This is a genomic window from Rhizobium sp. Root482 (assembly GCF_001426565.1).
Taxonomy (GTDB): Bacteria; Pseudomonadota; Alphaproteobacteria; order Rhizobiales; family Rhizobiaceae; genus Pararhizobium.
This window is the reverse complement of the sequence record NZ_LMFA01000021.1, coordinates 28449-49166: the sequence shown is the minus strand read 5'-3', so window position 1 is coordinate 49166 and position 20718 is coordinate 28449. Positions and strand designations below refer to the sequence as shown.

Annotated in this window: 24 protein-coding genes and 2 tRNA genes; 16 read left to right on the top strand and 10 right to left on the bottom strand. The window is 61.5% G+C overall.

Going from position 1 to position 20718, the window contains the following annotated elements:
* Positions 1–58: 58 nt before the first annotated feature.
* From ASD31_RS14370 to ASD31_RS14350, 5 genes are all read right to left on the bottom strand, one after another.
* The gene (locus tag ASD31_RS14370; RefSeq protein WP_056334895.1) at positions 59–1090 is read right to left on the bottom strand and encodes a DNA polymerase III subunit delta'; all 1032 of its coding nucleotides are present in this window, start codon (positions 1088–1090) and stop codon (positions 59–61) included.
* Positions 1087–1785, bottom strand: coding sequence for a dTMP kinase (tmk, locus tag ASD31_RS14365; RefSeq protein WP_082520573.1), 699 nt, complete (start codon positions 1783–1785; stop codon positions 1087–1089). Before tmk ends, ASD31_RS14370 begins: the two co-directional genes overlap by 4 nt.
* A gap of 143 nt (positions 1786–1928) precedes the next feature.
* Positions 1929–3083 carry a D-alanyl-D-alanine carboxypeptidase family protein gene (locus ASD31_RS14360; protein ID WP_056334889.1) on the bottom strand — a complete coding sequence of 385 codons (1155 nt, stop codon included), beginning with the start codon at positions 3081–3083 and terminating at the stop codon, positions 1929–1931.
* A 108-nt stretch (positions 3084–3191) separates the two neighbouring features.
* Positions 3192–4232: a septal ring lytic transglycosylase RlpA family protein gene (locus ASD31_RS14355; protein WP_056335798.1), complete on the bottom strand. Its 1041-nt coding sequence runs from the start codon at positions 4230–4232 to the stop codon at positions 3192–3194.
* Positions 4233–4516: 284 nt separating this feature from the next.
* Positions 4517–4606 (bottom strand) — tRNA-Ser (locus tag ASD31_RS14350).
* A gap of 362 nt (positions 4607–4968) precedes the next feature.
* On the opposite strand from ASD31_RS14350, the gene ASD31_RS14345 reads away from it, so the two are divergent.
* Positions 4969–5316 (top strand): hypothetical protein, encoded by a 348-nt coding sequence (locus tag ASD31_RS14345; RefSeq protein WP_056334888.1) that lies wholly within the window; start codon positions 4969–4971, stop codon positions 5314–5316.
* 70 nt (positions 5317–5386) lie between these two features.
* On the opposite strand, the gene ASD31_RS14340 is transcribed toward ASD31_RS14345, so the two are convergent.
* A complete protein-coding gene (locus ASD31_RS14340) occupies positions 5387–5665 on the bottom strand; it encodes a hypothetical protein (protein WP_056335795.1) in 279 nt (92 codons plus the stop codon).
* 197 nt (positions 5666–5862) lie between these two features.
* On the opposite strand from ASD31_RS14340, the gene ASD31_RS14335 reads away from it, so the two are divergent.
* The 10 genes from ASD31_RS14335 to ASD31_RS14290 all read left to right on the top strand — a co-directional run bounded on the left by ASD31_RS14335 (position 5863) and on the right by ASD31_RS14290 (position 12942).
* Positions 5863–5937 (top strand) — tRNA-Asn (locus tag ASD31_RS14335).
* 131 nt (positions 5938–6068) lie between these two features.
* Positions 6069–6701, top strand: a complete 633-nt coding sequence (locus tag ASD31_RS14330; RefSeq protein ID WP_056334883.1) for a LysE family translocator — start codon at positions 6069–6071, stop codon at positions 6699–6701.
* 218 nt (positions 6702–6919) lie between these two features.
* The gene (locus ASD31_RS14325; protein ID WP_056334881.1) at positions 6920–8173 is read left to right on the top strand and encodes an SAM-dependent methyltransferase; all 1254 of its coding nucleotides are present in this window, start codon (positions 6920–6922) and stop codon (positions 8171–8173) included.
* A 118-nt stretch (positions 8174–8291) separates the two neighbouring features.
* Complete coding sequence (locus tag ASD31_RS14320) at positions 8292–8642, top strand: SMR family transporter (RefSeq protein ID WP_056334878.1); 351 nt, start codon at positions 8292–8294, stop codon at positions 8640–8642.
* Positions 8629–8955 (top strand): SMR family transporter, encoded by a 327-nt coding sequence (locus ASD31_RS14315; RefSeq protein ID WP_056334875.1) that lies wholly within the window; start codon positions 8629–8631, stop codon positions 8953–8955. Before ASD31_RS14320 ends, ASD31_RS14315 begins: the two co-directional genes overlap by 14 nt.
* Before the next feature lie 215 nt (positions 8956–9170).
* Positions 9171–10211, top strand: a complete 1041-nt coding sequence (locus ASD31_RS14310; RefSeq protein WP_056334872.1) for a cysteine synthase A — start codon at positions 9171–9173, stop codon at positions 10209–10211.
* A gap of 6 nt (positions 10212–10217) precedes the next feature.
* Positions 10218–10958 carry an alanyl-tRNA editing protein gene (locus ASD31_RS14305; protein ID WP_056334869.1) on the top strand — a complete coding sequence of 247 codons (741 nt, stop codon included), beginning with the start codon at positions 10218–10220 and terminating at the stop codon, positions 10956–10958.
* Between the two features lie 13 nt (positions 10959–10971).
* Positions 10972–11826: a 3-mercaptopyruvate sulfurtransferase gene (sseA, locus tag ASD31_RS14300; protein ID WP_056334866.1), complete on the top strand. Its 855-nt coding sequence runs from the start codon at positions 10972–10974 to the stop codon at positions 11824–11826.
* A 4-nt stretch (positions 11827–11830) separates the two neighbouring features.
* Complete coding sequence (locus tag ASD31_RS14295) at positions 11831–12394, top strand: GNAT family N-acetyltransferase (RefSeq protein WP_056334864.1); 564 nt, start codon at positions 11831–11833, stop codon at positions 12392–12394.
* A 77-nt stretch (positions 12395–12471) separates the two neighbouring features.
* The gene (locus tag ASD31_RS14290; protein ID WP_056334861.1) at positions 12472–12942 is read left to right on the top strand and encodes a DUF1203 domain-containing protein; all 471 of its coding nucleotides are present in this window, start codon (positions 12472–12474) and stop codon (positions 12940–12942) included.
* A gap of 50 nt (positions 12943–12992) precedes the next feature.
* Here ASD31_RS14290 and ald read toward each other — a convergent pair whose 3' ends face one another.
* Positions 12993–14111: an alanine dehydrogenase gene (gene ald / locus ASD31_RS14285; protein ID WP_056334858.1), complete on the bottom strand. Its 1119-nt coding sequence runs from the start codon at positions 14109–14111 to the stop codon at positions 12993–12995.
* A gap of 164 nt (positions 14112–14275) precedes the next feature.
* Between ald and ASD31_RS14280 the strand changes: the two genes are divergently transcribed.
* The gene (locus ASD31_RS14280) at positions 14276–14728 is read left to right on the top strand and encodes an Lrp/AsnC family transcriptional regulator (RefSeq protein WP_056334855.1); all 453 of its coding nucleotides are present in this window, start codon (positions 14276–14278) and stop codon (positions 14726–14728) included.
* A gap of 11 nt (positions 14729–14739) precedes the next feature.
* Here the strand turns inward: ASD31_RS14280 and ASD31_RS14275 are convergent, their stop codons facing one another.
* Together ASD31_RS14275 and ilvA are read right to left on the bottom strand one after the other, a co-directional pair.
* A complete protein-coding gene (locus ASD31_RS14275; RefSeq protein WP_056334852.1) occupies positions 14740–15057 on the bottom strand; it encodes an HlyU family transcriptional regulator in 318 nt (105 codons plus the stop codon).
* A gap of 161 nt (positions 15058–15218) precedes the next feature.
* Complete coding sequence (ilvA, locus tag ASD31_RS14270; RefSeq protein WP_056334849.1) at positions 15219–16466, bottom strand: threonine ammonia-lyase; 1248 nt, start codon at positions 16464–16466, stop codon at positions 15219–15221.
* A 198-nt stretch (positions 16467–16664) separates the two neighbouring features.
* On the opposite strand from ilvA, the gene ASD31_RS14265 reads away from it, so the two are divergent.
* Positions 16665–17243 carry a hypothetical protein gene (locus tag ASD31_RS14265; protein WP_056335793.1) on the top strand — a complete coding sequence of 193 codons (579 nt, stop codon included), beginning with the start codon at positions 16665–16667 and terminating at the stop codon, positions 17241–17243.
* Positions 17244–17248: 5 nt separating this feature from the next.
* Here ASD31_RS14265 and ASD31_RS14260 read toward each other — a convergent pair whose 3' ends face one another.
* On the bottom strand, positions 17249–18004 hold the full coding sequence (locus ASD31_RS14260) for a competence/damage-inducible protein A (RefSeq protein WP_056334847.1): 756 nt from the start codon (positions 18002–18004) through the stop codon (positions 17249–17251).
* Positions 18005–18170: 166 nt separating this feature from the next.
* On the opposite strand from ASD31_RS14260, the gene wrbA reads away from it, so the two are divergent.
* From wrbA to ASD31_RS14245, 3 genes are all read left to right on the top strand, one after another.
* Positions 18171–18770 (top strand): NAD(P)H:quinone oxidoreductase type IV, encoded by a 600-nt coding sequence (wrbA, locus tag ASD31_RS14255; RefSeq protein ID WP_056335790.1) that lies wholly within the window; start codon positions 18171–18173, stop codon positions 18768–18770.
* A gap of 261 nt (positions 18771–19031) precedes the next feature.
* Complete coding sequence (locus ASD31_RS14250; protein WP_056335786.1) at positions 19032–19274, top strand: DUF2188 domain-containing protein; 243 nt, start codon at positions 19032–19034, stop codon at positions 19272–19274.
* A 576-nt stretch (positions 19275–19850) separates the two neighbouring features.
* Positions 19851–20624 (top strand): ABC transporter permease, encoded by a 774-nt coding sequence (locus tag ASD31_RS14245; protein WP_056334845.1) that lies wholly within the window; start codon positions 19851–19853, stop codon positions 20622–20624.
* Positions 20625–20718 lie beyond the last annotated feature (94 nt).

The following is a 20718-nucleotide window of genomic DNA, read 5'->3' as shown; positions in this document are numbered from 1 at the left end:
GACCGCACAAAAGGCGGCGCGCCCTGTGTTTGCGCCGGCCGCCAATGGCCGGCGAAGCTCAGGCCGCCGCCTTCAACTCGTCGAGAACAGACAGGATCGTCTGCTTCCGGTCGAGATTATAGCCCCTGGCCACGGCGATGCGCTCGACGATCGCGGCCGAAAGCCGGGCGAACCTGTCGGCACGTCCGATGTCGCCGGCCTGCGCTGCCTTGTGGGCTTCGTCCATCACATGTCGGCCGACGCGCTCGCAGAAGAAGTCGAAGATCGTGTCGCTGTCCTTGGCGGAAAGCACCTCGGCAAGCTTGTGCATCTCGCGGCGCACGCCCGGCCCCTGCCCTGCAAGGATCGCCTCGAAGGCGGTGATGATATCGAGGCCGCCGTAATTGATCAGCTTCAGCGCCTGCGAAACGCTGCCCTCGGCACCAGCGAGCGCTTTTTGGGTATCGGTGCCGGATGGGTCGAAGCCGAGATGGGCCATGGCATCGCGCAAGGCGGCGGGCGCAAGCGGAGAAAGCTGCAAAGGCAGGCAGCGCGAACGGATCGTCGGCAGGAGCTTGCCCGGCGCATGAGTGAGCATCAGGAACAGCGACCGTTTCGGCGGTTCCTCGAGGATCTTCAGGATGGCATTGGCGGCATTGCGGTTGAGGTCGTCGGCGGGATCGACGATGACGATCCGCCAGTTGCCGGTGCCGGAGGTCTGCGAGAAGAATTTTCCGGCCCGGCGTACCTCGTCGACGGTGATCGCCGCCTTGACCTTGCCGGTCTTTTCGTCGACCGGGCGGGTGAGATGCAGGAGATTATGCGAGGCGCCGGAGGCAATCTGCCGGCTGACGAGCGAGTTCGGGTCGGGATCGGCCATCTCCGCCGGCGCCTGCATGGGATCCGGATGAGTGAGCACGTGTTTTGCAAACCGAAAGGCCAGCGTTGCCTTGCCCACCCCCTCAGGCCCCTCGATCAGGATGGCGTGATGCCCCTTGCCGGAGCGATAGCTGCGCGCGAGGAAATCCTCCGCCTGCTGGTGGCCGAAGAGCCTGGTATTTTCCGCCGGCGCCACAGCCCCGTCCAGTACGTCGAACCGTTCGCTGCTCATGCGCGCGGTTCCGCATCGAGGCCATTGCTCATGGCGGGAAGCAGTGGCTCGACGATCGCCAATACGGCGCCGGCGATATCGCTGGCCGCCACTGAGGCATCGACGACGTGACAACGGGCCGGATCGGCGGCGGCGATGTCGAGAAAAGCCTCGCGGCGCTTTTCATGGGTCTCGATTTCCTCCTGCTCGAAACGGTCAAGACCTGCCACCTCGCCTGCCGACAGGGCGGTGCCCCCTGCCCTCCGGCGCACCCGCTCCAGCCCCATCGCGGCCGGGAGGTCGAACACGATCGTGCAGTCGGGCACGACGCCGTTGACTGCGACGCGCTCCAGCGCCTCGATAAAGGCTGGATCGAGATTTCCGGTGACGCCCTGGTAGACGCGCGAGGAATCCATGAACCGGTCGCAGATCACCACCAGGCCCTTCATGAGCGCCGGCCGGATCACCTCCTCGACATGGTCGCTGCGGGCCGCCGCAAACAGAATCGCTTCCATGCGCACACCGAACTCCTGCGCGGCACCACTGAGGAGCACGTGCCGCACGGCCTCCGCGCCCGGCGAACCGCCGGGCTCGCGCGTCGTCAGCACGGTATGGCCGCGTTCGCGCAGGGCATCGGCCAGCAACCTGATCTGGGTTGACTTGCCGGCCCCCTCACCGCCTTCGAATGTGACGAACAATCCGCTTCCGATTGGCACTTTCAATTCCCGTATGTTTGTTCCATGCGCAGCGCCGAAGTCCCCATCGCCACGATCCGCACGCCAGGGAGCGCACCGCTATCCATCTTTTGCCTGCTTAAACGATTGTGCCCGTCTGCGAAACCAAAAGCGCCGTCATTTCCTCAAAGCCAGAAAAACAGCATTTCCTGCAGGGCATCGAGCGCCCGGCCGGAAAGCGTACCCACCTCCACGGACGCCGCGGTTTCCACCGGAACTTCGCGCAAAAGTCGCTCTCCATTCCATATTTTCAGCGTGCCCGCTTTCATTCCGGCCTGCACCGGCATGGGCAGAGGCCAGCGATAGATCACCTTTCCGGAAAGACGATCCTGATTGTTGACCGGCACGAGAATATCGACGGCATCGCGCGTGATCAGCGGCACATGCGACTGGGCGCCGCCGTAGATGCTGGCCTCGCCAACCACGGTGCCCGCCTCGAACAGGCGCTTCCGCTCGAAGGCCGCCATCGACCAGTCGAGCAGCTTGCGCGTTTCCTCGATCCGTTCCTTCTCGCTTGCAAGCCCGTCGAGCGCCAGGAAGACCCGCCGGCCATCCTTGCGCATGGTCGCCACCATGGCATAGCCGAACCCCTCGGCAAATCCCGTCGCGAACCCGTCGACGCCGATACCGGCATTGATCAGCGGCGTGCGGTTACGCTGGAAAATCTTGTTCCACTCGAAATCCGGCTGGGCATAGATCGGGAAGAATTCGGGATAGCTCGCCTGGATATGCCGGGCAAGCAGCACCATGTCGCGCATGGTCGTCATATTGTCCGGATGCGGAAGACCGGTGGCATTGGCAAAGACCGAGGCCGAAAGCCCGATCTCGCGCGCGCGCTCCGTCATCCGCTTGGCAAAGGCGTCTTCGCTGCCCGCCATGCCCTCGGCCAGAATGATGCAGCCATCATTGGCAAGCTGCACGATCACGCCGCGGATGAGATCGGCAACGCGGATCTTCGATTTGAGCGCCGCGAACATTGTGGAAGTCCCGGACGGCGCGCCGCCGGTGCGCCAGGCATGTTCCGAAACCGGAAATTCGGTATCGAGGCTCAACTCCTTCCGGTGGATCGCGTCGAACACCACCTCCATGGTCATCAGCTTGGCAAGCGAGGCCGGCGGCACGGGCGCGTCTTCGTCCCTGGCGAAAAGAACCGTCCCGGTTTCCGCGTCGATCAGGTAGATCTGCTTTGCCTTGCTCTCAAAACCCTGCGCCAGCGCGGCAAAGGGCGTCGTGGCGACAAGAAGGATGGCGAGAAAAACCGAAAACAGCCGTGTGCGCATTCCAAACTCCGGTGCCCCTCCGGCCATAGCAGCCGGTCCGTCCCGGATCAATCGCGATCACTCCGCCCAAGCAGATGGCCCGATCATTTGGCCGATCAATCGGCCCAATCAATCGGATTGACGTACCGTGCCCTGGCGCCGCGCATAGTCGACGATCGCATTCGGGGTCAGAGGATTGGCGTCGACAAGGATCGCATCGAACGCTGTCTCGGATGTGCTCACCCGTGCCTCGACATAGGCGGCCGCATAGACGAGGCTGCCATCCGGCAGGGGAATATAGTCCGGCCGATCGTTTGGAATCGGGCCGATATCCGGCAGAAGCGCGAACTCGCCGAATGCAGCCGATGCGGCCGGCGCATCTTGCGTCTCGGCCAGCGCCATGACCGGCACGCCCGTTTCCAGGTTGGATTTGGCGGGAATGGTCAGTGTGCCGAGCTCCCCGGCCTGCTTGCGCAGCGGCTCGTTCGAGGCGACCATCACGCCGGTTGCGATCTGGCCTTCAGGAAAGGAACTCGGGCCGCGATCGCCCTTCTGGACATAGGAGGCCATCAGATAGGGCATGTCATTGCCCTCAAGCGGCGCCTTTCCGATATATTGAACCCGGACCTTGGCGCTGCCCTTGCGCTTCATGTCGAGAAAATCGGCGGTCTTGGAGGAAACGTCGATGATGCGGCCGAATTCGTAAGGGCCGCGATCATTGACGCGCACCACGACTGACGATCCGTTCTCCAGATTGGTGACGCGGGCGTAGCTCGGCAGCGGAAAGGTCGGATGGGCAGCCGACAGATGATATTTGTCATAAACCTCGCCATTGGCGGTCAGCCGGCCGTGGAAGGCCGATCCGTACCAGGACGACATGCCCGTCTTGTTGTAGCCGGGCTCTTCCTTCGGCTGGTACCACTTGCCCTTGACCTTGTAGGCCTTGCCGACCTGCGCGCGACCGCCGCCCTTGGGCATGGTCTTGCCGTTGGCGACACGCGGGCTGGCCTTTACCCCATAAATGGACTCGGCGAAATATTCCTTGCTGCGCGTCTTGTTCGTCGCAACCTTCCCGGTCGAGCCACAGGCCGTCAACCCCGCGCAGATCATCGGGATGGCGGCAAAACGCAATCCCTTGAGAAGAAGAGCCGCAGTCTGATTGGATGTCATATGCCCCATCGCCATTCGCAAAACGCCTCACCCGGCCCGCCCGCACAAGTAAAAGCGTCACAAAACGTAACAGTCGATTAATCATGACAACAACATGGCGAAAATGCGAATGGTTAACCGTGCCGGGACGGAACAATTGAACTTATGGTTTACGAACGGTTAACAGCCGCAACCGATGGTGCGCTGTTTACCACTGTGGAAGGATGAACAAAGTACGCTCGATATCCCGCTGACACGGGAATTGCAGTCACAGATCCACACGAATTCACTGAAAGCCGGTGAAATGGCGGAAGAGGTGGGATTCGAACCCACGGTACGGTCTCCCGCACGCCGGTTTTCAAGACCGGTTCCTTAAACCACTCGGACACTCTTCCCTTTTGACGGGCTGCGATAATGAGGCTTGATCCGTCACGGCTCGCTTTATAGCCTGAGGGCTAGCGAGGTCAACAGGCGCGAAACGGAGTTTGTCCGCATTCGCTCGAAGGCATCCTTATCGGCTGACAGCGCCCTTCCACGCAGTGCGTGTCGCCGTTTGCGTCGAACGGGTAGCGGCGCCTATGGCGGCGATGCTCGCGGCAAGGCAAATCAGCGCATAGACCGCGTCCGCCCATGGCCGCGCAATGATCGAGGTTTACGCCTCCAATCCCGCATCTCCCTGGAACCTTTGTCCTGCCGGCCCGTTTTGCGATTATCGCGAAGCTCGAACAGCGTAACGGCTGCGGTCAAAGGAGATGGAATGACAAAATATGTTGACGAACGCGGCAACCGGGTCTCCACCGACGACACGAACAAGACCGTCGATGTCAGTGGCGTGGAGGCGCGCCAGGGTTTTCTCGGCCGGCCGGTGCTGATGGTATTGATCGGCGGTCTGGTGCTCGTGCTTCTCGCCTGGGGTGGCGCCGAAATTTTTGGTGAAAGCACCGACAATGATGCCGCCACGCAGGTCGAGCAAACCACCCCATCCAGCAATGAGACCACCGGCAGCGGTCAGGATACGATCGACAACACGCCAGCCGCCGGAGAGAATGCAGAGCCTACGCCCACGGATACGGACCCGACGCCGCAGACCGGAACCGGCGGCTGATTCTCGAAAAGGTCTCCGAAGCGCTCCACCTGATTCCAGGTGGGGCGTTTTTCATGGAAGGCCTCGCGTTTTAAGCGGATGGCTGTCTTCGGCGCGCCCACCAGACCGAAAGCCTGCGGCGCCTGCGCCGCACATAGGCGAGATCGTGCGAAAGCACGATCAGCCCAAGTGGAACCATCCAGTATCCAAGCACCGGAAGAAATCCCAGCAGTCCGCAGAAAACCAGTGCGGCCCCCAGCGCGATGCGCGGCGCGCGCGATTGCGGCAGGGGAATGCGCCAGGAACCCAGGATGATTTCGTGCGTCAGCGCATCGATGCCGAAACTTTTTGTCGTCCGCGGTCGCGTCATGAACTCCATCCGTTGATTTCCTGCCGCCTGCTGTGGCGGCGCCATGGCGATCCGCAGAAGGCATCCTTCGGATCGCGCCTCCCTGAGATGGGGAGTTCTCCACAGTCTCGCAAGATTGTGCGCTTTTTTTGAAAAACCGCTTGGCAAATCGGAAAAGCATTTGTATTAGCAGCCTCACTTCTGCAGCGCGCAGATGATCCCTGGTAGCTCAGCGGTAGAGCATTCGACTGTTAATCGACAGGTCGCCGGTTCGAATCCGGCCCGGGGAGCCAGATTTCAAAGACTGCATTTCCAAAAGAGATGCAGTCTTTTTCTTTTTGGCTTGCGGCTTCCCTTCAAGCGCGCGACTTTCCGGTCTTCCTGCGATATGCATATGCGCCCCGGATACCGACAGGAGCAGGCGATGCCTTCTACCGAATTGCTGATTGCATTTCTCGCCACCACTGCGGTCTTTGCCTATATTCCCGGCCCGGCGATGATTTATGCCGCGGCGCAGACGATCGCGCGCGGCCGCTGGTCCGGGCTCATGGCGGTTCTCGGCATTCATCTGGGCGGATATGCGCATGTGCTTTGCGCCGCCGCCGGCCTGTCCATCCTCTTTCATGCTGTCCCGCTCCTCTACATGGCGGTCAAGCTGGCGGGTGCCGCCTATCTTGTCTGGCTGGGCATCTGCCTGTTCCGCGCCCGGGTCGAGGGCGATGCGGCAGCCGCCGATACAGCTCCGAAAACAGGCCGGCGCGCCTTTTTCGAAAGCGTCACCGTCGAGGTTCTCAATCCCAAGACCGCGATCTTCTTCCTGGCCTTCCTGCCGCAGTTCGTCGACGCATCTGCCGCCTTTCCAGTCTGGCTGCAGCTTGCGATCCTGGGCGTGATCGTCAACCTGATGTTCTCGTCGGCGGACATCGTCTGCGTCTTCCTGGCCGGCGCCGTTACCGCCCGGCTGAAGCGGTCGAGCCGGGCGCGAAGGCTGATGCATCGCGCCGGCGGCGCGATGCTGATCGGGCTGGGCGCGCATCTGGCGTTCCAGAAAACCTGACGCACAGGTCTTCGCGCCATTTTGCGGGACAGCCTGTCCGGCTGCGACCTTATTGAGAAGAGGCAAGATTTTGCGTCTTGCCAATGGCATCCCCTCTCCTACTGTCCCAATGACATGGACACGGTCCTGGCATGGATTTCCACGCGAATACCCTGTTGGCGGGCCGGTGAAATGCGGTTATTTTGCGTCAAGAGCAATGATTGCTGAGGATCTGTCGCATGAGCACAGCAGGTACCGGTTATTGTGATCAAAACGACGGCGAGCGTCTTTCCGCCGAGAATCTGGCCCAGATCGTCAAAGGCTTGCCCGCCAAGGCGCAGATGGTGCTGCGTGGCCTGGTCCATATCCAGGCCGGCTGCCTGAAGCTCACCCTGCCCGATCGCCGAACCGTGGTGGTCAAGGGCAAGGCGCAAGGCCCCGTCGCCAGTGTCACATTGCACAACTGGAACATGCTGCAGCGCGCGCTCACCGGCGGCACCATTGCCGTTGCCGAAAGCTATGTGGATGGCGATTGGGACAGCCCGGATGTCGGCGCCTTCCTCGAATTGTTTCTCGTCAACGCCGAGGTGGGAAACAATTTCTCCAATGGCGCGCGCGGGCTTCTGCGGCTGGTCGAAAAATTCCGCCACTGGATGAATGCCAATACCAGGACCGGCTCGAAACGGAACATCTCCGCCCATTACGATCTCGGCAATGCCTTCTATCGGGAATGGCTCGATCCAACCATGACCTATTCCTCGGCGCTCTATTCGACCGGGGCCGGCGACCTTCAATCGGCGCAGCGCGCCAAATACAAGGCGCTTGCCGATGCCGTGGGTATCCGGCCGGGCGATCATGTGCTTGAAATCGGCTGTGGCTGGGGCGGCTTTGCAGAATATGCCGCCGGCGAGATCGGCTGCCGGGTCACGGGCCTGACGATCAGCCGCGAACAGTTCGATTTCGCCACTGCACGAATGCAAAAGGCCGGGCTCGCCGACAAGGTCGAGATCAGGTTCCAGGATTATCGGGACGAGACCGGCCTCTACGACCGAATCGTCTCCATCGAGATGTTCGAGGCGGTCGGCGAAAAATATTGGCCGGCCTATTTCTCGCAGTTGCAGCGCTGCCTGAAGCCGGGCGGCAAGGCCGGATTGCAGATCATCACCATCAAGCCGGAAGCCTATCGCGAATATCGCGCCAATCCGGATTTCATCCAGAAATATGTCTTTCCAGGCGGAATGCTGCCGACGCGCGAACATCTGATCGAGCTTGGCCGCAAGGTGGGCCTGCAGATGAGCGGCGACTTCGGCTTCGGTCTCGATTATGCCCGCACGCTGGCCGAATGGCGCGAACGGTTCTGGAAGGTCTGGGACAGGGTCGAGCCCTTGGGGTTCGATACGCGCTTCAAGCGCCTTTGGGAATTCTACCTGTTCTACTGCGAGGCGGGGTTCCGTGCCAGGAACATCGATGTAAGGCAGGTCGTCTACGAGTGAGTGCCCGCCTTCCCTGCCCTGCGAAAGGAATCATCGCCAGACCGTGGCACCCGCCTTTACCGTCCCCCGCAAAATGCCTATGGAATGCCATCTCATTCCATCATCCAAAGGGGACGACATGCGTCTTGCATGGGCTTTTCTGGCGCTCGCCATCGCCACCGAGGTTATCGGCCTTACGGTCATGAAAGCGGCCTCGAGCGGCGGCGGCGTCTGGGGCTATGCCGTCATGTATGTCTCGATCGCACTCTCCTATGTCTTCCTCGCCATGGCCGTGAAGAAAATCTCGGTCGGTGTCGCCTATGCCATCTGGGAAGGCTCCGGCATCGCGCTCATCACCCTCGTCTCGGTCTTCGTCTTCAACCATGTGCTGACCGGCCGGGAAATGCTCGGGCTGGCCATGGCGGTCGTCGGCATCATCCTGGTCAATGCCGGCGAAATCCACGAGGAGGCCGCCGATGACCTCGCCTAATGTCTATTTTCTTTTTGCGGTTGTCGCCGGCATCCTCGATGTCGCCGCCAATCTCGCCTCCACCAAGTCGAACGGCTTTGCCCGCCGTGGCTGGGGTGTCGTCTCCATCCTTCTGGTGCTCGCCGCCTTCGCCTTCCTGGTGGAAGCGGTCAAGGGCATGGAACTCGCCATCGCCTATGCCATCCTCGGTGCTACCGGGATCTTCGGCACCGCGATCTCGGCACGGTTCCTGTTCGGCCAGAAGCTGAAGCCCGTCGGCTGGGCCGGACTGTGCCTCGTCTTCGGCGCGGTGGTGGTCCTCCATACCGGCTGACGGCAGGACCGCGGAAGACGATTTTTGCCCGTGACGGCGGGCCGGCGAAAAGCCATTCCTTGTCAGTTCGAGGGCCAGGGTCGAAAACAGACCGGAAATCGACAGATCGGATCGGCAGGGCCTGACAGGCGCCGGCCGATTTGCGATATGTCTTTCACTCGTCATATCCCGCCGGGCGGCTATTGCCCAATGCGGCGCGCAGCAAAGGTTAGGCCATGTCCGTTTTGCCCTCCGTCCTCGATGCCATCGGCAACACGCCGCTGATCCGCTTGAAAGGCGCCTCGCAGGCGACGGGCTGCACCATTCTCGGCAAGGCGGAATTTCTCAATCCCGGCCAGTCGGTCAAGGATCGCGCGGCATTGTCGATCATCCGCCAGGCGGAAAAATCCGGGCAATTGCGTCCGGGCGGCGTCATCGTCGAGGGAACGGCCGGCAATACCGGCATCGGCCTGGCACTCGTCGCCCAGGCGCTCGGCTACCGCACGGTAATCGTCATTCCCGAAACCCAGAGCCAGGAGAAGAAGGACGCCCTGAAGCTTCTCGGCGCGGAACTCATTGAAGTCCCGGCGGTGCCCTACAGGAACCCCAACAACTACGTGAAACTGTCGGGCCGTGTCGCGGCCGAACTGGCGAAAACCGAACCGAACGGCGCGATCTGGGCCAACCAGTTCGACAATGTCGCCAATCGTGATGCGCATGTGGAAACGACTGCGCCCGAAATCTGGCGCGATACGGACGGCAAGGTCGATGGCTTCATCTGCGCAGTCGGTTCCGGCGGCACACTGGCTGGCGTCGCTCTGGGCCTGAAGGCGAAGAACCCTGACATCAAGATCGGCCTTGCCGATCCGGAAGGCGCCGCCCTCTATAATTTCTATGCCCACGGTGAGCTGAAATCCTCCGGCGGCTCGATCACCGAAGGAATCGGCCAGGGGCGCATCACCGCCAATCTCGAAGATTTTTCGCCGGATTTCGCCTATCAGATCCCCGATAGCGAAGCCGTTCCTCTGATCTTCGATCTCGTCGAAAACGAGGGTCTCTGCGTCGGCGGCTCCTCCGGCATCAATATTGCCGGTGCCATTCGGCTGGCAAAAGATCTGGGTCCCGGCCATACCATCGTGACGATCCTCTGCGACTATGGTAACCGCTATCAGTCGAAGCTTTTCAACCCGGCGTTTCTGAAGTCCAAGGACCTGCCCGTACCGGTCTGGATGACTCGAAATTCCGGAATAACGGTACCCTACGAACCCGCCGGATGAGAATTCATGACCAATGCCCTGTTTCGCGACGATTTCTACCTTTCGACCACGGAAGCAATCGTTACGGAGATCGGGCAGGACGGCGGCATCCGGCTTGACCAGACCTGCTTCTACGCGACCTCCGGCGGTCAGCCGGGCGATTGCGGGTTTTTCGAGCGCGCCGACGGCAGCCGGGTAGAGATCACCACCACCCGGCATGGCGAAACCAAGGACATCATCATCCATGTTCCCGCAGCCGATGAGCAAAGCCCGCTGGTCGGCGAAAAGCTCGTGCTGCATGTCGACTGGCCGCGCCGCTATAGGCTGATGCGCATGCACACGGCCTGCCACCTGCTTTCTGTGGTCTGCCAGTTCCCGATCACCGGTGCGGCGGTCGGCGAGGAGGAAAGCCGGGTCGATTTCGACATGGGCGAGACCATCGACAAGGATGAGGTGACAGCCGCGCTGATGAAGCTGGTGGCGGAAAACCATCCCGTCTATCTGCAATGGATCACCGACGCGGAACTGGCGGCCAATCCCGATATCGTCAAATCCAAGAATGTCCGCCCGCCCGTCGGTCTTGGCCGCGTCAGCCTTGTTTGCATCGGCGAGGAGGCAGCCATCGACAGCCAGCCCTGCGGCGGCACGCATGTGTCTGAAACCCAGGAGGTCGGCGCGATCTACATCGCCAAGATCGAAAAGAAGGGCAAGGAAAACCGCCGGTTTCGCATCCGCTTCGGCACGCCGGAAACGGCATCCGCCCTCTGACTGGAGACCTATCATGACTGACCAGAAAAGCCCCTTCGTCGTATCGGCTGATTGGCTGCAGGACCGGTTGAACGATGCGTCGATCCGCATCCTCGATGCCTCCTGGTATCTCCCGGCGCAGGGCCGCGATCCGCGCGCCGAATATAGCGCGGCGCATATTCCCGGCGCCGTCTTCTACGATCAGGATGCCATCGCCGATCTCTCGAGCGGCCTGCCCCACACCATCCCCTCGCCCGAGGCATTCGCCGCCACCATTGGCGATCTCGGCGTTAGCGAAACCGATATGATCGTCGTCTATGACGGGCCGGGCATGATGACGGCGCCGCGCGTCTGGTGGCTGCTGCGCACCATGGGCGCGAAATCGGTCTTCGTGCTGGATGGCGGCATGGATGGATGGAAAGCCGAGGGACGGCCGGTCAACGCCGAAATCCCGACGCCGCGGCGCGCCCGGTTCGAACCCCGATTCGAGCCGAAGGCCGTCACCTCCTTCGAGCAGATGAGCGAGATCGTCGCGAGCGGCGCGCGCCAGATCGCCGACGCCCGCGCCAATGCACGCTTCACCGGCGAGCAGGCCGAGCCGCGGGCCGGCATGCGCTCCGGCCATATGCCGGGCGCCAGGAGCCTGCCTTTCAACCTGCTGTCCTCGGATGGAAAACTGAAATCCCTGCCGGAATTGCGCGACATCATCCAGGCGGCCGGCATCGACCTCGACAAGCCCGTCGTCACCAGTTGCGGCTCAGGCATCACCGCGGCCGTGATCACGCTGGCGCTGCAATCGATCGGCCATACCGACAACAGCCTTTATGACGGCTCCTGGGCCGAATGGGGCGGCCGCCCGGATACCGCCATCGTCACCGGGCAGGTCTGACGCGATGACGGAAAACACCACTGCGTCCCTGCCCGTCCGGGTCACCGAACTGGAAATGACAGCTCCGCCGAAGCAGAGCCTGCCGGTGCCGGTGAATATCCAGACCGCCATCATGGGGGTGCCCGACATCCCCTTGCCCTTCTATCGTTTCCTTTATCTGCAGGTGGGGCGACGCTGGAACTGGGTCGATCGGCTGCGGCTGGGCGACGCCGAGCTTGCTGCCATCCTGCACGACAAGCGCAATTGCGTGACGGTACTCTATGTCAACGGTGCCCCCGCCGGCTTCTTCGAGACCCTTGCGGTGGACGAGGACACCGTCGAGCTGTCGCATTTCGGCATGTTCGAACATGCGCTGGGGCTCGGGCTCGGCAAGTGGTTTCTCCTGCAGGCGCTCTATGCCGCCTGGAACACCAGCCCGAAGATCGTGCGCGTTTCCACCAATACGCTCGATCATCCGCGCGCACTCCAGCTTTACCAGCGTTTCGGCTTCTCCCCCGTCTCCACCCATGATGCCACCGTCCAGCCGCTCAGCGACGCGGAATACATGGCCCTTTCGAAAAAACTCTGAAAAACCACGGCAAGAATCGGGTGTCGCTCTCTTCACGCGCATGGCAAATCCTGCGTCCCTGAAACGGAGGAGACATGATGACCTTGCGCTACACGCCCATGCCGAGCGACCTTGCGGACCATTATCGCCGGCGAGGGCCGGATGCCTACGACCAGGCGCCGGAACGGCATATATCGGATGGAGACGGCATGCCGTGCCGGCATTGCCTTGCCAATATCGAGGCCGGCGATCCCTATCTGATCCTTGCCTACCGACCCTTCCCGGCGCTGCAGCCCTATGCCGAGACCGGCCCGATCTTCCTGCACGCCGAGGAATGCCCGGCCTACGACAGTCGCGGAGACCTCCCGCCAATCCTGATGACCAGCAAGGACTATCTGCTGCGCGGCTACGGCCCCGACGATCGCATCGTTTATGGCACCGGGGCGGTGACGCCGGTCGAGGAGGTGAAGACCCGGGCCAGCGACCTGCTGGGTCGCCCAGATATCGCCTATGTCCATGTCCGGTCGGCGCGCAACAATTGTTATCAGTGCCGAATCGAGCGCGCATGAAACGAGGCCGGAAATTCCGGCCCCGTTCAATCTGCATCGCGTGGTAGAGATCAAGCGGATTTCAGCAGCACTTCCGGCGCATGGTTTTCATAGCCCAGCGCATCGGCAACCGGCTTGCTGGTAATGCGGCCCCGGTGCACATTGAGGCCGGCCCGCAGATGCCGGTCCTCGGCGATCGCCTGAAGGCCGCGATCGGCAAGCTGCAGCCCGTAATAGAGCGTCGCATTGTTGAGCGCATGGGCGGAGGTAACCGGCACGGCGCCCGGCATATTGGCGACGCAATAGTGAACGACGCCCTCGACCTCATAGGTCGGGTCGGAATGGGTGGTCGCATGCGAGGTCTCGAAGCAGCCGCCCTGGTCGATGGCGACATCGACGATGACGGCGCCCTTCTTCATGCCGGTGAGCATGTCGCGCGTCACCAGCTTCGGTGCCGCGGCACCCGGGATCAGCACCGCACCGATGACCAGATCCGCCGAGAAGACCTCCTCTTCCAGCGCATCGATCGTCGAGAACCGGGTATGGACCCGGCCGGCGAACAGGTCGTCCAACTGGCGCAGGCGCGGAATGGAACGGTCGAGAATGCAGACATCGGCACCCAGCCCCGCTGCCATGCGCGCCGCATGCAGCCCGACGACTCCGCCGCCGATGATGGTCACCTTGGCCGGCAGCACGCCGGGCACGCCGCCGAGCAGGATGCCGCGGCCGCCATTGGCCTTCTGCAGCGACGTCGCGCCGGCCTGGATCGCCAGGCGCCCGGCCACTTCCGACATCGGCGCCAGGAGCGGCAGGCCGCCCCGATCGTCCGTCACCGTCTCGTAGGCGACGGCCGTCACGCCGGAGGCGAGCAGTCCCTTCGCCTGCTCCGGGTCGGGGGCAAGATGAAGATAGGTATAGAGAATTTGTCCGTCACGAAGCTGCGCCCATTCGGAGGGCTGCGGTTCCTTCACCTTGACGATCATGTCGGATTTTTCGAAAACGTCCCTGGCTGTCGCCACGATTTTCGCGCCGGCCGCGCGATATGTATCGTCCTCCGCGCCGATACCCGCGCCCGCCTTGGTTTCGATGATCACCTCGTGGCCGTGCGCCACATACTCCCTCACCGCTCCCGGCGTCAGGCCGACACGGTATTCATGGTTTTTGATTTCCTTCGGGCAACCGACACGCATCTTCGCGTTCCTCTCATTTTGGGGCTTTCGCCATTGCTGTTTACCCCCGTAGCGAAACAGAAATGCCGCCGCATGTCCTTGCAAAATCAATGGAGATCACGCTAATATTTGGCGGAATACCGCGTTTTATCTCCTCATTTTCGAAGGATATTCGATTGCCGGCAATGAATGCCATTGATGCTGCGATCCTGCGCATTCTCCAGCAGGACGGCCGGATCGCCAATGCGCAGCTTGCCGAGAAAGTCGGCCTGTCGGCTTCGGCCTGTTCGCGACGGGTCGATATTCTGGAAAAATCCGGCGTTATCGGAGGGTATCACGCCCGCCTGTCGCACAAGGCGCTCGACTACCGGATCATGGCCATTGTCCATATTTCGCTGTCGGGCCAGTTCGCCAAGACGCTCGCCGAATTCGAGGCGGCGGTAAAGCTCTGCCCCAATGTTCTGGCCTGCGACCTCATGTCGGGCGAATATGATTATATCCTGCGCGTTGCTGCCAAGGATCTGGAGGATTACGAGCGCATCCACCGCGACTGGCTGTCGGCGCTGCCGCATGTCGTCAAGATCAATTCGAGCTTTTCGCTGCGCGAGGTCATCGACCGCCCGAATGTCGGCGTCTGAATAGGCGGCGACTAAACCTGGCGGGTTGCCGCGTCATCGGCGAAAAGCGCCGGTCCCTGCTGGTCGATGATCTGGCGTGCCTTGCGCAGGGTGGCCTCCACGACGTCCTCTTCCGAACCGAACAGGTCGGCACGGATGAAGGTTCGCACCCGGATTGCACCGTCCACCTCTTTCTCCACCGAGCCAGCCAGCCGGAACTGAGCACCTTCCCGGATCGGGTTCGGACGGATCAGGCAGTCCTTATAGGTCTCGGTGCGACCGGAAACAGTCGTTTCGGCGGGCGCGGAGGCACGTGAGAAGCCAAACAATTTTGAAAGAAACGAAGCCATGCGAAAGACTTAACCACAGCCCGCAAGCCTGTCAAAGACTAAGTTGAAGCGAGAGCCCAAACTTCGCCGCAGTTGCGACGAAGCACAACCGACCCTTTCGGTGACCGATAACTTACTTTAAAAATGGCCACTAAAAGCCTGATTTAACGAAACAAACAGACCTATATAACCAGATTGGCGAGGATTTCATTGTCCGTGATGTCCTGGTAACGCAGGCCGGCTTTGTCGAAGGCCGCCTTCAGGCGCGAAAAATTCTCAGGCTTCCTGGTTTCGATACCGATCAGGATCGAGCCGAAATTGCGCGCCGATTTCTTCAGATATTCGAAACGGGCGATATCGTCCTCCTCGCCGAGCAGGCCAAGAAAATCCTTGAGCGCGCCGGGACGCTGCGCCATGCGCAGGATGAAATATTTCTTCAGGCCGGCATGCCGCATCGCCCGTTCCTTGACGTCGGGAAGACGCTCGAAATCGAAATTGCCGCCCGAGACGATCGCAACCACCGTCTTTCCCTCGAGCCACTCGCGCCCGACCACCTCCAGCGCGGTGATCGACAGGGCGCCGGCCGGCTCCAGCACCACGCCTTCCACATTCAGCATCTCGGTGATCGTCACGCAGACGGCATTCTCCGGCAAAAGCAAAACCTGCTCCGGGGAAAAATGCCTGAGCGCTTCGAAATTCAGGTCGCCGATCCGGCCGACGGCAGCCCCATCGACGAAATTGTCGACCTGCTCGAGCGTCACCACGGCACCCGCTTCGAGGCTCCGCCTGAGGCTCGGCGCCCCCTCCGGCTCGCAGAACAGGAAATCACCGGTCGGAATCTCGTCCTTGAGATAGCCCGTCACGCCGGCCGAAAGCCCGCCGCCGCCGACCGGCAGGATCACCAGGTCCGGCAAAATTCCTTCCGGCAGCTGCTCGGTGATTTCCGCTGCCACCGTCGCCTGTCCCTCGATGATGTCGGCATGGTCGAAGGGCGGCACCATGACGCCGCCGATGCGTTCCACATGGTCGCGCGCCGCCTGGTAGCACTGGTCGAAGAAATCGCCGATCAGCTTGATCGTGATGAATTCGCCGCCGAACATCTGCGTCTTGTCGATCTTCTGCTGCGGCGTCGTCACCGGCATGAAGACGACGCCCGGCACGCCGAAATGGCGGCAGACGAAGGCAAAGCCCTGGGCATGGTTGCCGGCCGAGGCGCAGACGAAGGTCTTGCCCGTTCCGCCGGAGGCTATGACCTTGCGGAAGAAATTGAACGCGCCGCGGATCTTGTAGGACCGGACCGGCGAAAGATCCTCGCGCTTGAGATAGATTCGGGCACCGTAGCGGGCGCTCAGATGCTCGTTGAGCTGCAGCGGCGTCGCCGGAAACAAGGTGCGCAACGCGTCTGCGGCCTGATCGACGGCGTGCTTCATGATAGGCCTGTCTTCTTCTGTTCCATGCCTCGCCTATGCCACAAGCGCCCGGCCGAAACCACCGGTTTTGCACCGCATGGCACGAAACTTTTGCAGGCAAAGCGGGTCTGGCTTGACAGCCGCGGGCAAATCCAGAACATCCGCATCAAGGCATTCGGGAGGATGAGGATGCGTGGCCGCAATGGAAAAAGCCTTGGAATGGCCGGCATCGCCGTGATGCTGCTCCTGTCGGCGGGGCCGGCTTTTGCCGGAAACCTCGCGCAAGCGGCCGCCAAGGCCGAGGCGCTGGCTGCAGCCGGAAATGCCGCCGGTGCCCACGATCTCATGCGCGGCGCGATCGGCGATTTTTCCGAAACCCTCCCCTTCGCCATCGGCAAGGCCGTCTTCGTCAAGACGGACCCGGCCGGCTATGCGATGTACGATCCGAAACAGGGGCAGGTCTTCAAGCCCGGGGAGACACTGGTCTCCTATGTCGAGCCCGTCGGTCTGAACTGGAAACCGGCCAAGGATGCCGGCAAGATCCAGTCGCATTTCACCGTCGATCTCGACATTTTGAGCGCCACCGGCGAACAGCTCGCCAGCCAGAAGGCATTTGGCGATTTCACCTTCACCGGCTTCCTGCGCAACCAGGAAATCTACGCAACGCTCAGGACCGATGTCAGCGGCGCGGCGGCCGGCGATTATATCCTGCGGTTCCGGTTCAACGACGTCAACAGCGGCAAATCGGCAAGCATCGACCAGAAATTCACCATCGCCGCCGGCGCCAAGGCACCGTGATCCGATCACCCGCCCGCCTTTGTCGCGGCAATCGCCTCGATCATCGCCCGCACATCCGCTTCCGCCGCCTCGATGAGCGCCTCGTCGCGTCCGCGGATGACCAGGTCGGTCGAGAAGGATTTTCCGTCGAATTTCGGATAGGAACCGATATTCGTCAGCGGATGGGCCTTCTGCACCGCGCCGAGCGGGCTGCCGATATCGCCTTCCCCGAACGGTGAGCGAACCGTGCGCGATTTCACCACCACGCCGCTTTCGAGCTGCGGCAGGAGCGCGTCCAGCATCGCCTGGAAAACCTGCGGCACGCCGGCCATCACATGCACATTGCCGATGCTGAACCCGGGCGCGGTCGAGACGGAGTTCGGGATATGGCGCGCGCCTTCAGGCATGCGCGCCATGCGCTGGCGAGCCTCGCTAAACTCCATGCCGCGGCGTTCATACATGGCGCCAAGCAGCGCCATGGCCTGCGGATCGTGAATACAGGCAACCCCGAAGGCCCGCGACACCGCATCGGCGGTGATGTCGTCATGGGTCGGTCCTATGCCGCCGGAGGTAAAGACATGGGTATAATGCGGTCGCAGTCCGTTCAGCGCCGCAACGATCGCCGCCTCGTCGTCGGCGACGATGCGCACCTCCTTCAGGTCGATGCCCTTCAACGTCAGCATATCGGCGAGATGGCCGATATTCTTGTCCTTGGTCCGGCCGGACAGGAGTTCGTCGCCAATGGCAAGCATGGCGGCGGTGACGATTTTATCGCTGGTCATCGGGTTTTATCCTGTCGGTGGAGAAGATATCGTTCATCCGAAAATTTCGCCGTCAAATATTCTCGAACAGTCTGTCGTCCGCATCAGCTCTGACAGAGCCTGCGCAAACTGCTAGATTCTCCTCATGGAGGCAATCGACTGGATTGCCGGAACGATGGAGAAGATGATGGCGAAGATTCTGGTGCTCTACTATTCGGCCTACGGACATATCGAGACCATGGCCTATGCGGTTGCCGAAGGCGCAAAATCCGCGGGCGCCGAGGTAACGGTCAAGCGCGTGCCTGAACTGGTGCCGGAAGAGGTGGCGAAATCCTCGCATTTCAAGCTCGACCAGAAGGCTCCCATTGCAACGCCCGCCGAGCTTGCGGATTATGACGCGATCATCTTCGGCGCCGGCACCCGCTTCGGCACCGTCGCCTCGCAGATGCGCAACTTCATCGATCAGACCGGCGGGCTCTGGGCCACGGGTGCCCTGGTCGGCAAGGTCGGGTCGGTCTTCACCTCGTCGGCGACGCAGCATGGCGGCCAGGAATCCACCATCCTCGGCTTCATCCCGACCCTGATGCACCAGGGAATGGTCGTCGTCGGTCTTCCCTACGCCTTTCAGGGCCAGATGGGAATGGACGAGATCCTCGGCGGCTCCCCCTATGGCGCCTCGACCATCACCGGCGGCGACGGCTCGCGCCAGCCCTCGGAAGTCGAGCTGGAAGGGGCCCGCTACCAGGGCGCCCATGTCGCCAAGATCACAGCCAAGCTGTCAGCCTGATCATCAGCGACAGGCATGAGCAGAGACCGGGGCGGCCGAAAGGTCGCCCTTTTCGTTGCTGCTCTGGTGTTGCCGCTTCATCATCACCGGGAGGGTGGTCGCCGACGGCTTGGAAGCGAAAATGCCAAAACCACCGGTTTTCATGATAGGCTGCGAACGCCCGCGCCGCGGCCCGGAACGAATATCGGGGATCGGCCGTTCCTGTCCGACACATCGGCGCCGCGGCAACAACCGTCAAAGGCGCGCTTCAAGGAGCAGGAAATGACCAGAGTGGTATATGCGATCGTCGAGCATGACGGCGGATGGGCCTACAAGCTCGCCGACGTCTTTTCCGAAACTTTTCCAAGCCGGGACATGGCGCTCGCGGCCGCAAAGGCGGCCGCCGCCGAGCAACAGGTCGGTGGAGACGATGAGGAAATCAGCTTCCAGGATCAGAAAGGCCACTGGCATTTCGAACATGCGGACGGCGGCGATCGCCCCGAGGCCATCGTCGAAGACAAATAATCTGGGTGCTGAAATCCGTGTTGAAACCGGTCAGTGAAAGCGCCCCTTTCCGGCGCCGGAAAGGGGCATGGAGATGTTTTCGTGCTGAAATATGCCGGGTCTCCCTCCCCCGGCAGGCCTATTAGGACAGGTTCCGGGGCCGCTTCAACGCAAAACCCGGATTAACCTTCACGCGTAGGGTTAATGCCGCGCCGGCCTTGAGCCTCCTGGCCTCGCGGGACCGCCGCCCGATGTGCCGCGATTGCCTCCTTCACCTGATGGAATATCTCCTGGCGTTACACCCTCATATCCTCACGGCCGGGATCATCGCATCGTGCGAATTCGTCCGCCGCCCCCCATCGCCGAAGAGGTCGATGGGATTTTTCCGTAGAGGCCTGACATTCTCCGGCCATTTTTGGGTCGCATCGACGCGCCCGCCAAACGGTCATGCGATCGGCCAAGCCGCTCTCACCGCCGTTGGTCGTCCGGCTGGCGATCTCCATGTTTCTCCTGTTACGCGGATTTGGAAAAGCCGTTAAGGGTACTGGTCCTGCGGCGGAGATTCTTGCCGATAGCGTGCCGAGCAAAGGAGCGTTCATGTACTGGCTTAAACAGCACCTTCGCGTGAGCGCAGCGCTGATTATAAGAGAGACGGCGGCCCGATACGGAAACAAGCCCGGAGGCTATATCTGGGCGATCCTCGACCCGCTGGCGCATGTGCTGCTTATGAGCTTCCTGTTCAAGGCGATCGCCCGCGCGCCGGCGATCGGTACGGATTTCGCCCTGTTTTTTGCCTCAGGCTACCTGCCTTTCGCGGCCTATCAAGGCATGACCGCCTTCATGGCCGGTGCGGTCAAGGCAAACAAGAACCTGTTTTCATACCCCGTCGTCGCGCCCATCGATGCGGTTGTCGCCCGCTATATTCTTCAGCTTCTTACATCTGTCCTGGTGACCATCATCATCTTTGCGGTCTGCACATCTGAGCCCGAGCATTTCGGCTCGATCAATCTGGGCAATGCCGTGGAAGCCTTCATGCTTGCGACCTTGCTGGGGCTGGGTGTCGGCATGGCCAATATCGCCCTGTTCAACGATTTCCCGATCTACGAGAAGATCTTCGGCCTGATCAATCGTCCCATGTTCCTGATATCAGGCGTGTTCCACCTCCCCGACGCATTGCCCCGCCAGGCTCACGAATTCCTGATGTGGAACCCGCTGGTGCACATCATCATGTGGTTCAGAACCGGCATCTTTCCCGGCTACAAGGCCAACGGACTGGACGTGGGCTATGTCATCGGATGGGCATTTTTCTCGATTGTGATCGGCTTTACACTGTTCACCATGTCGCGGTCGCTCCGCGAAGATCGAATTTGATTTTTTCGCTTCACTGCCAAACAGGACAAGACGCCCGCGAGGTTGCCCCGTCGAAGGATGCAACGCAGAACTGACCCGAACGCCGGCGCGGGTT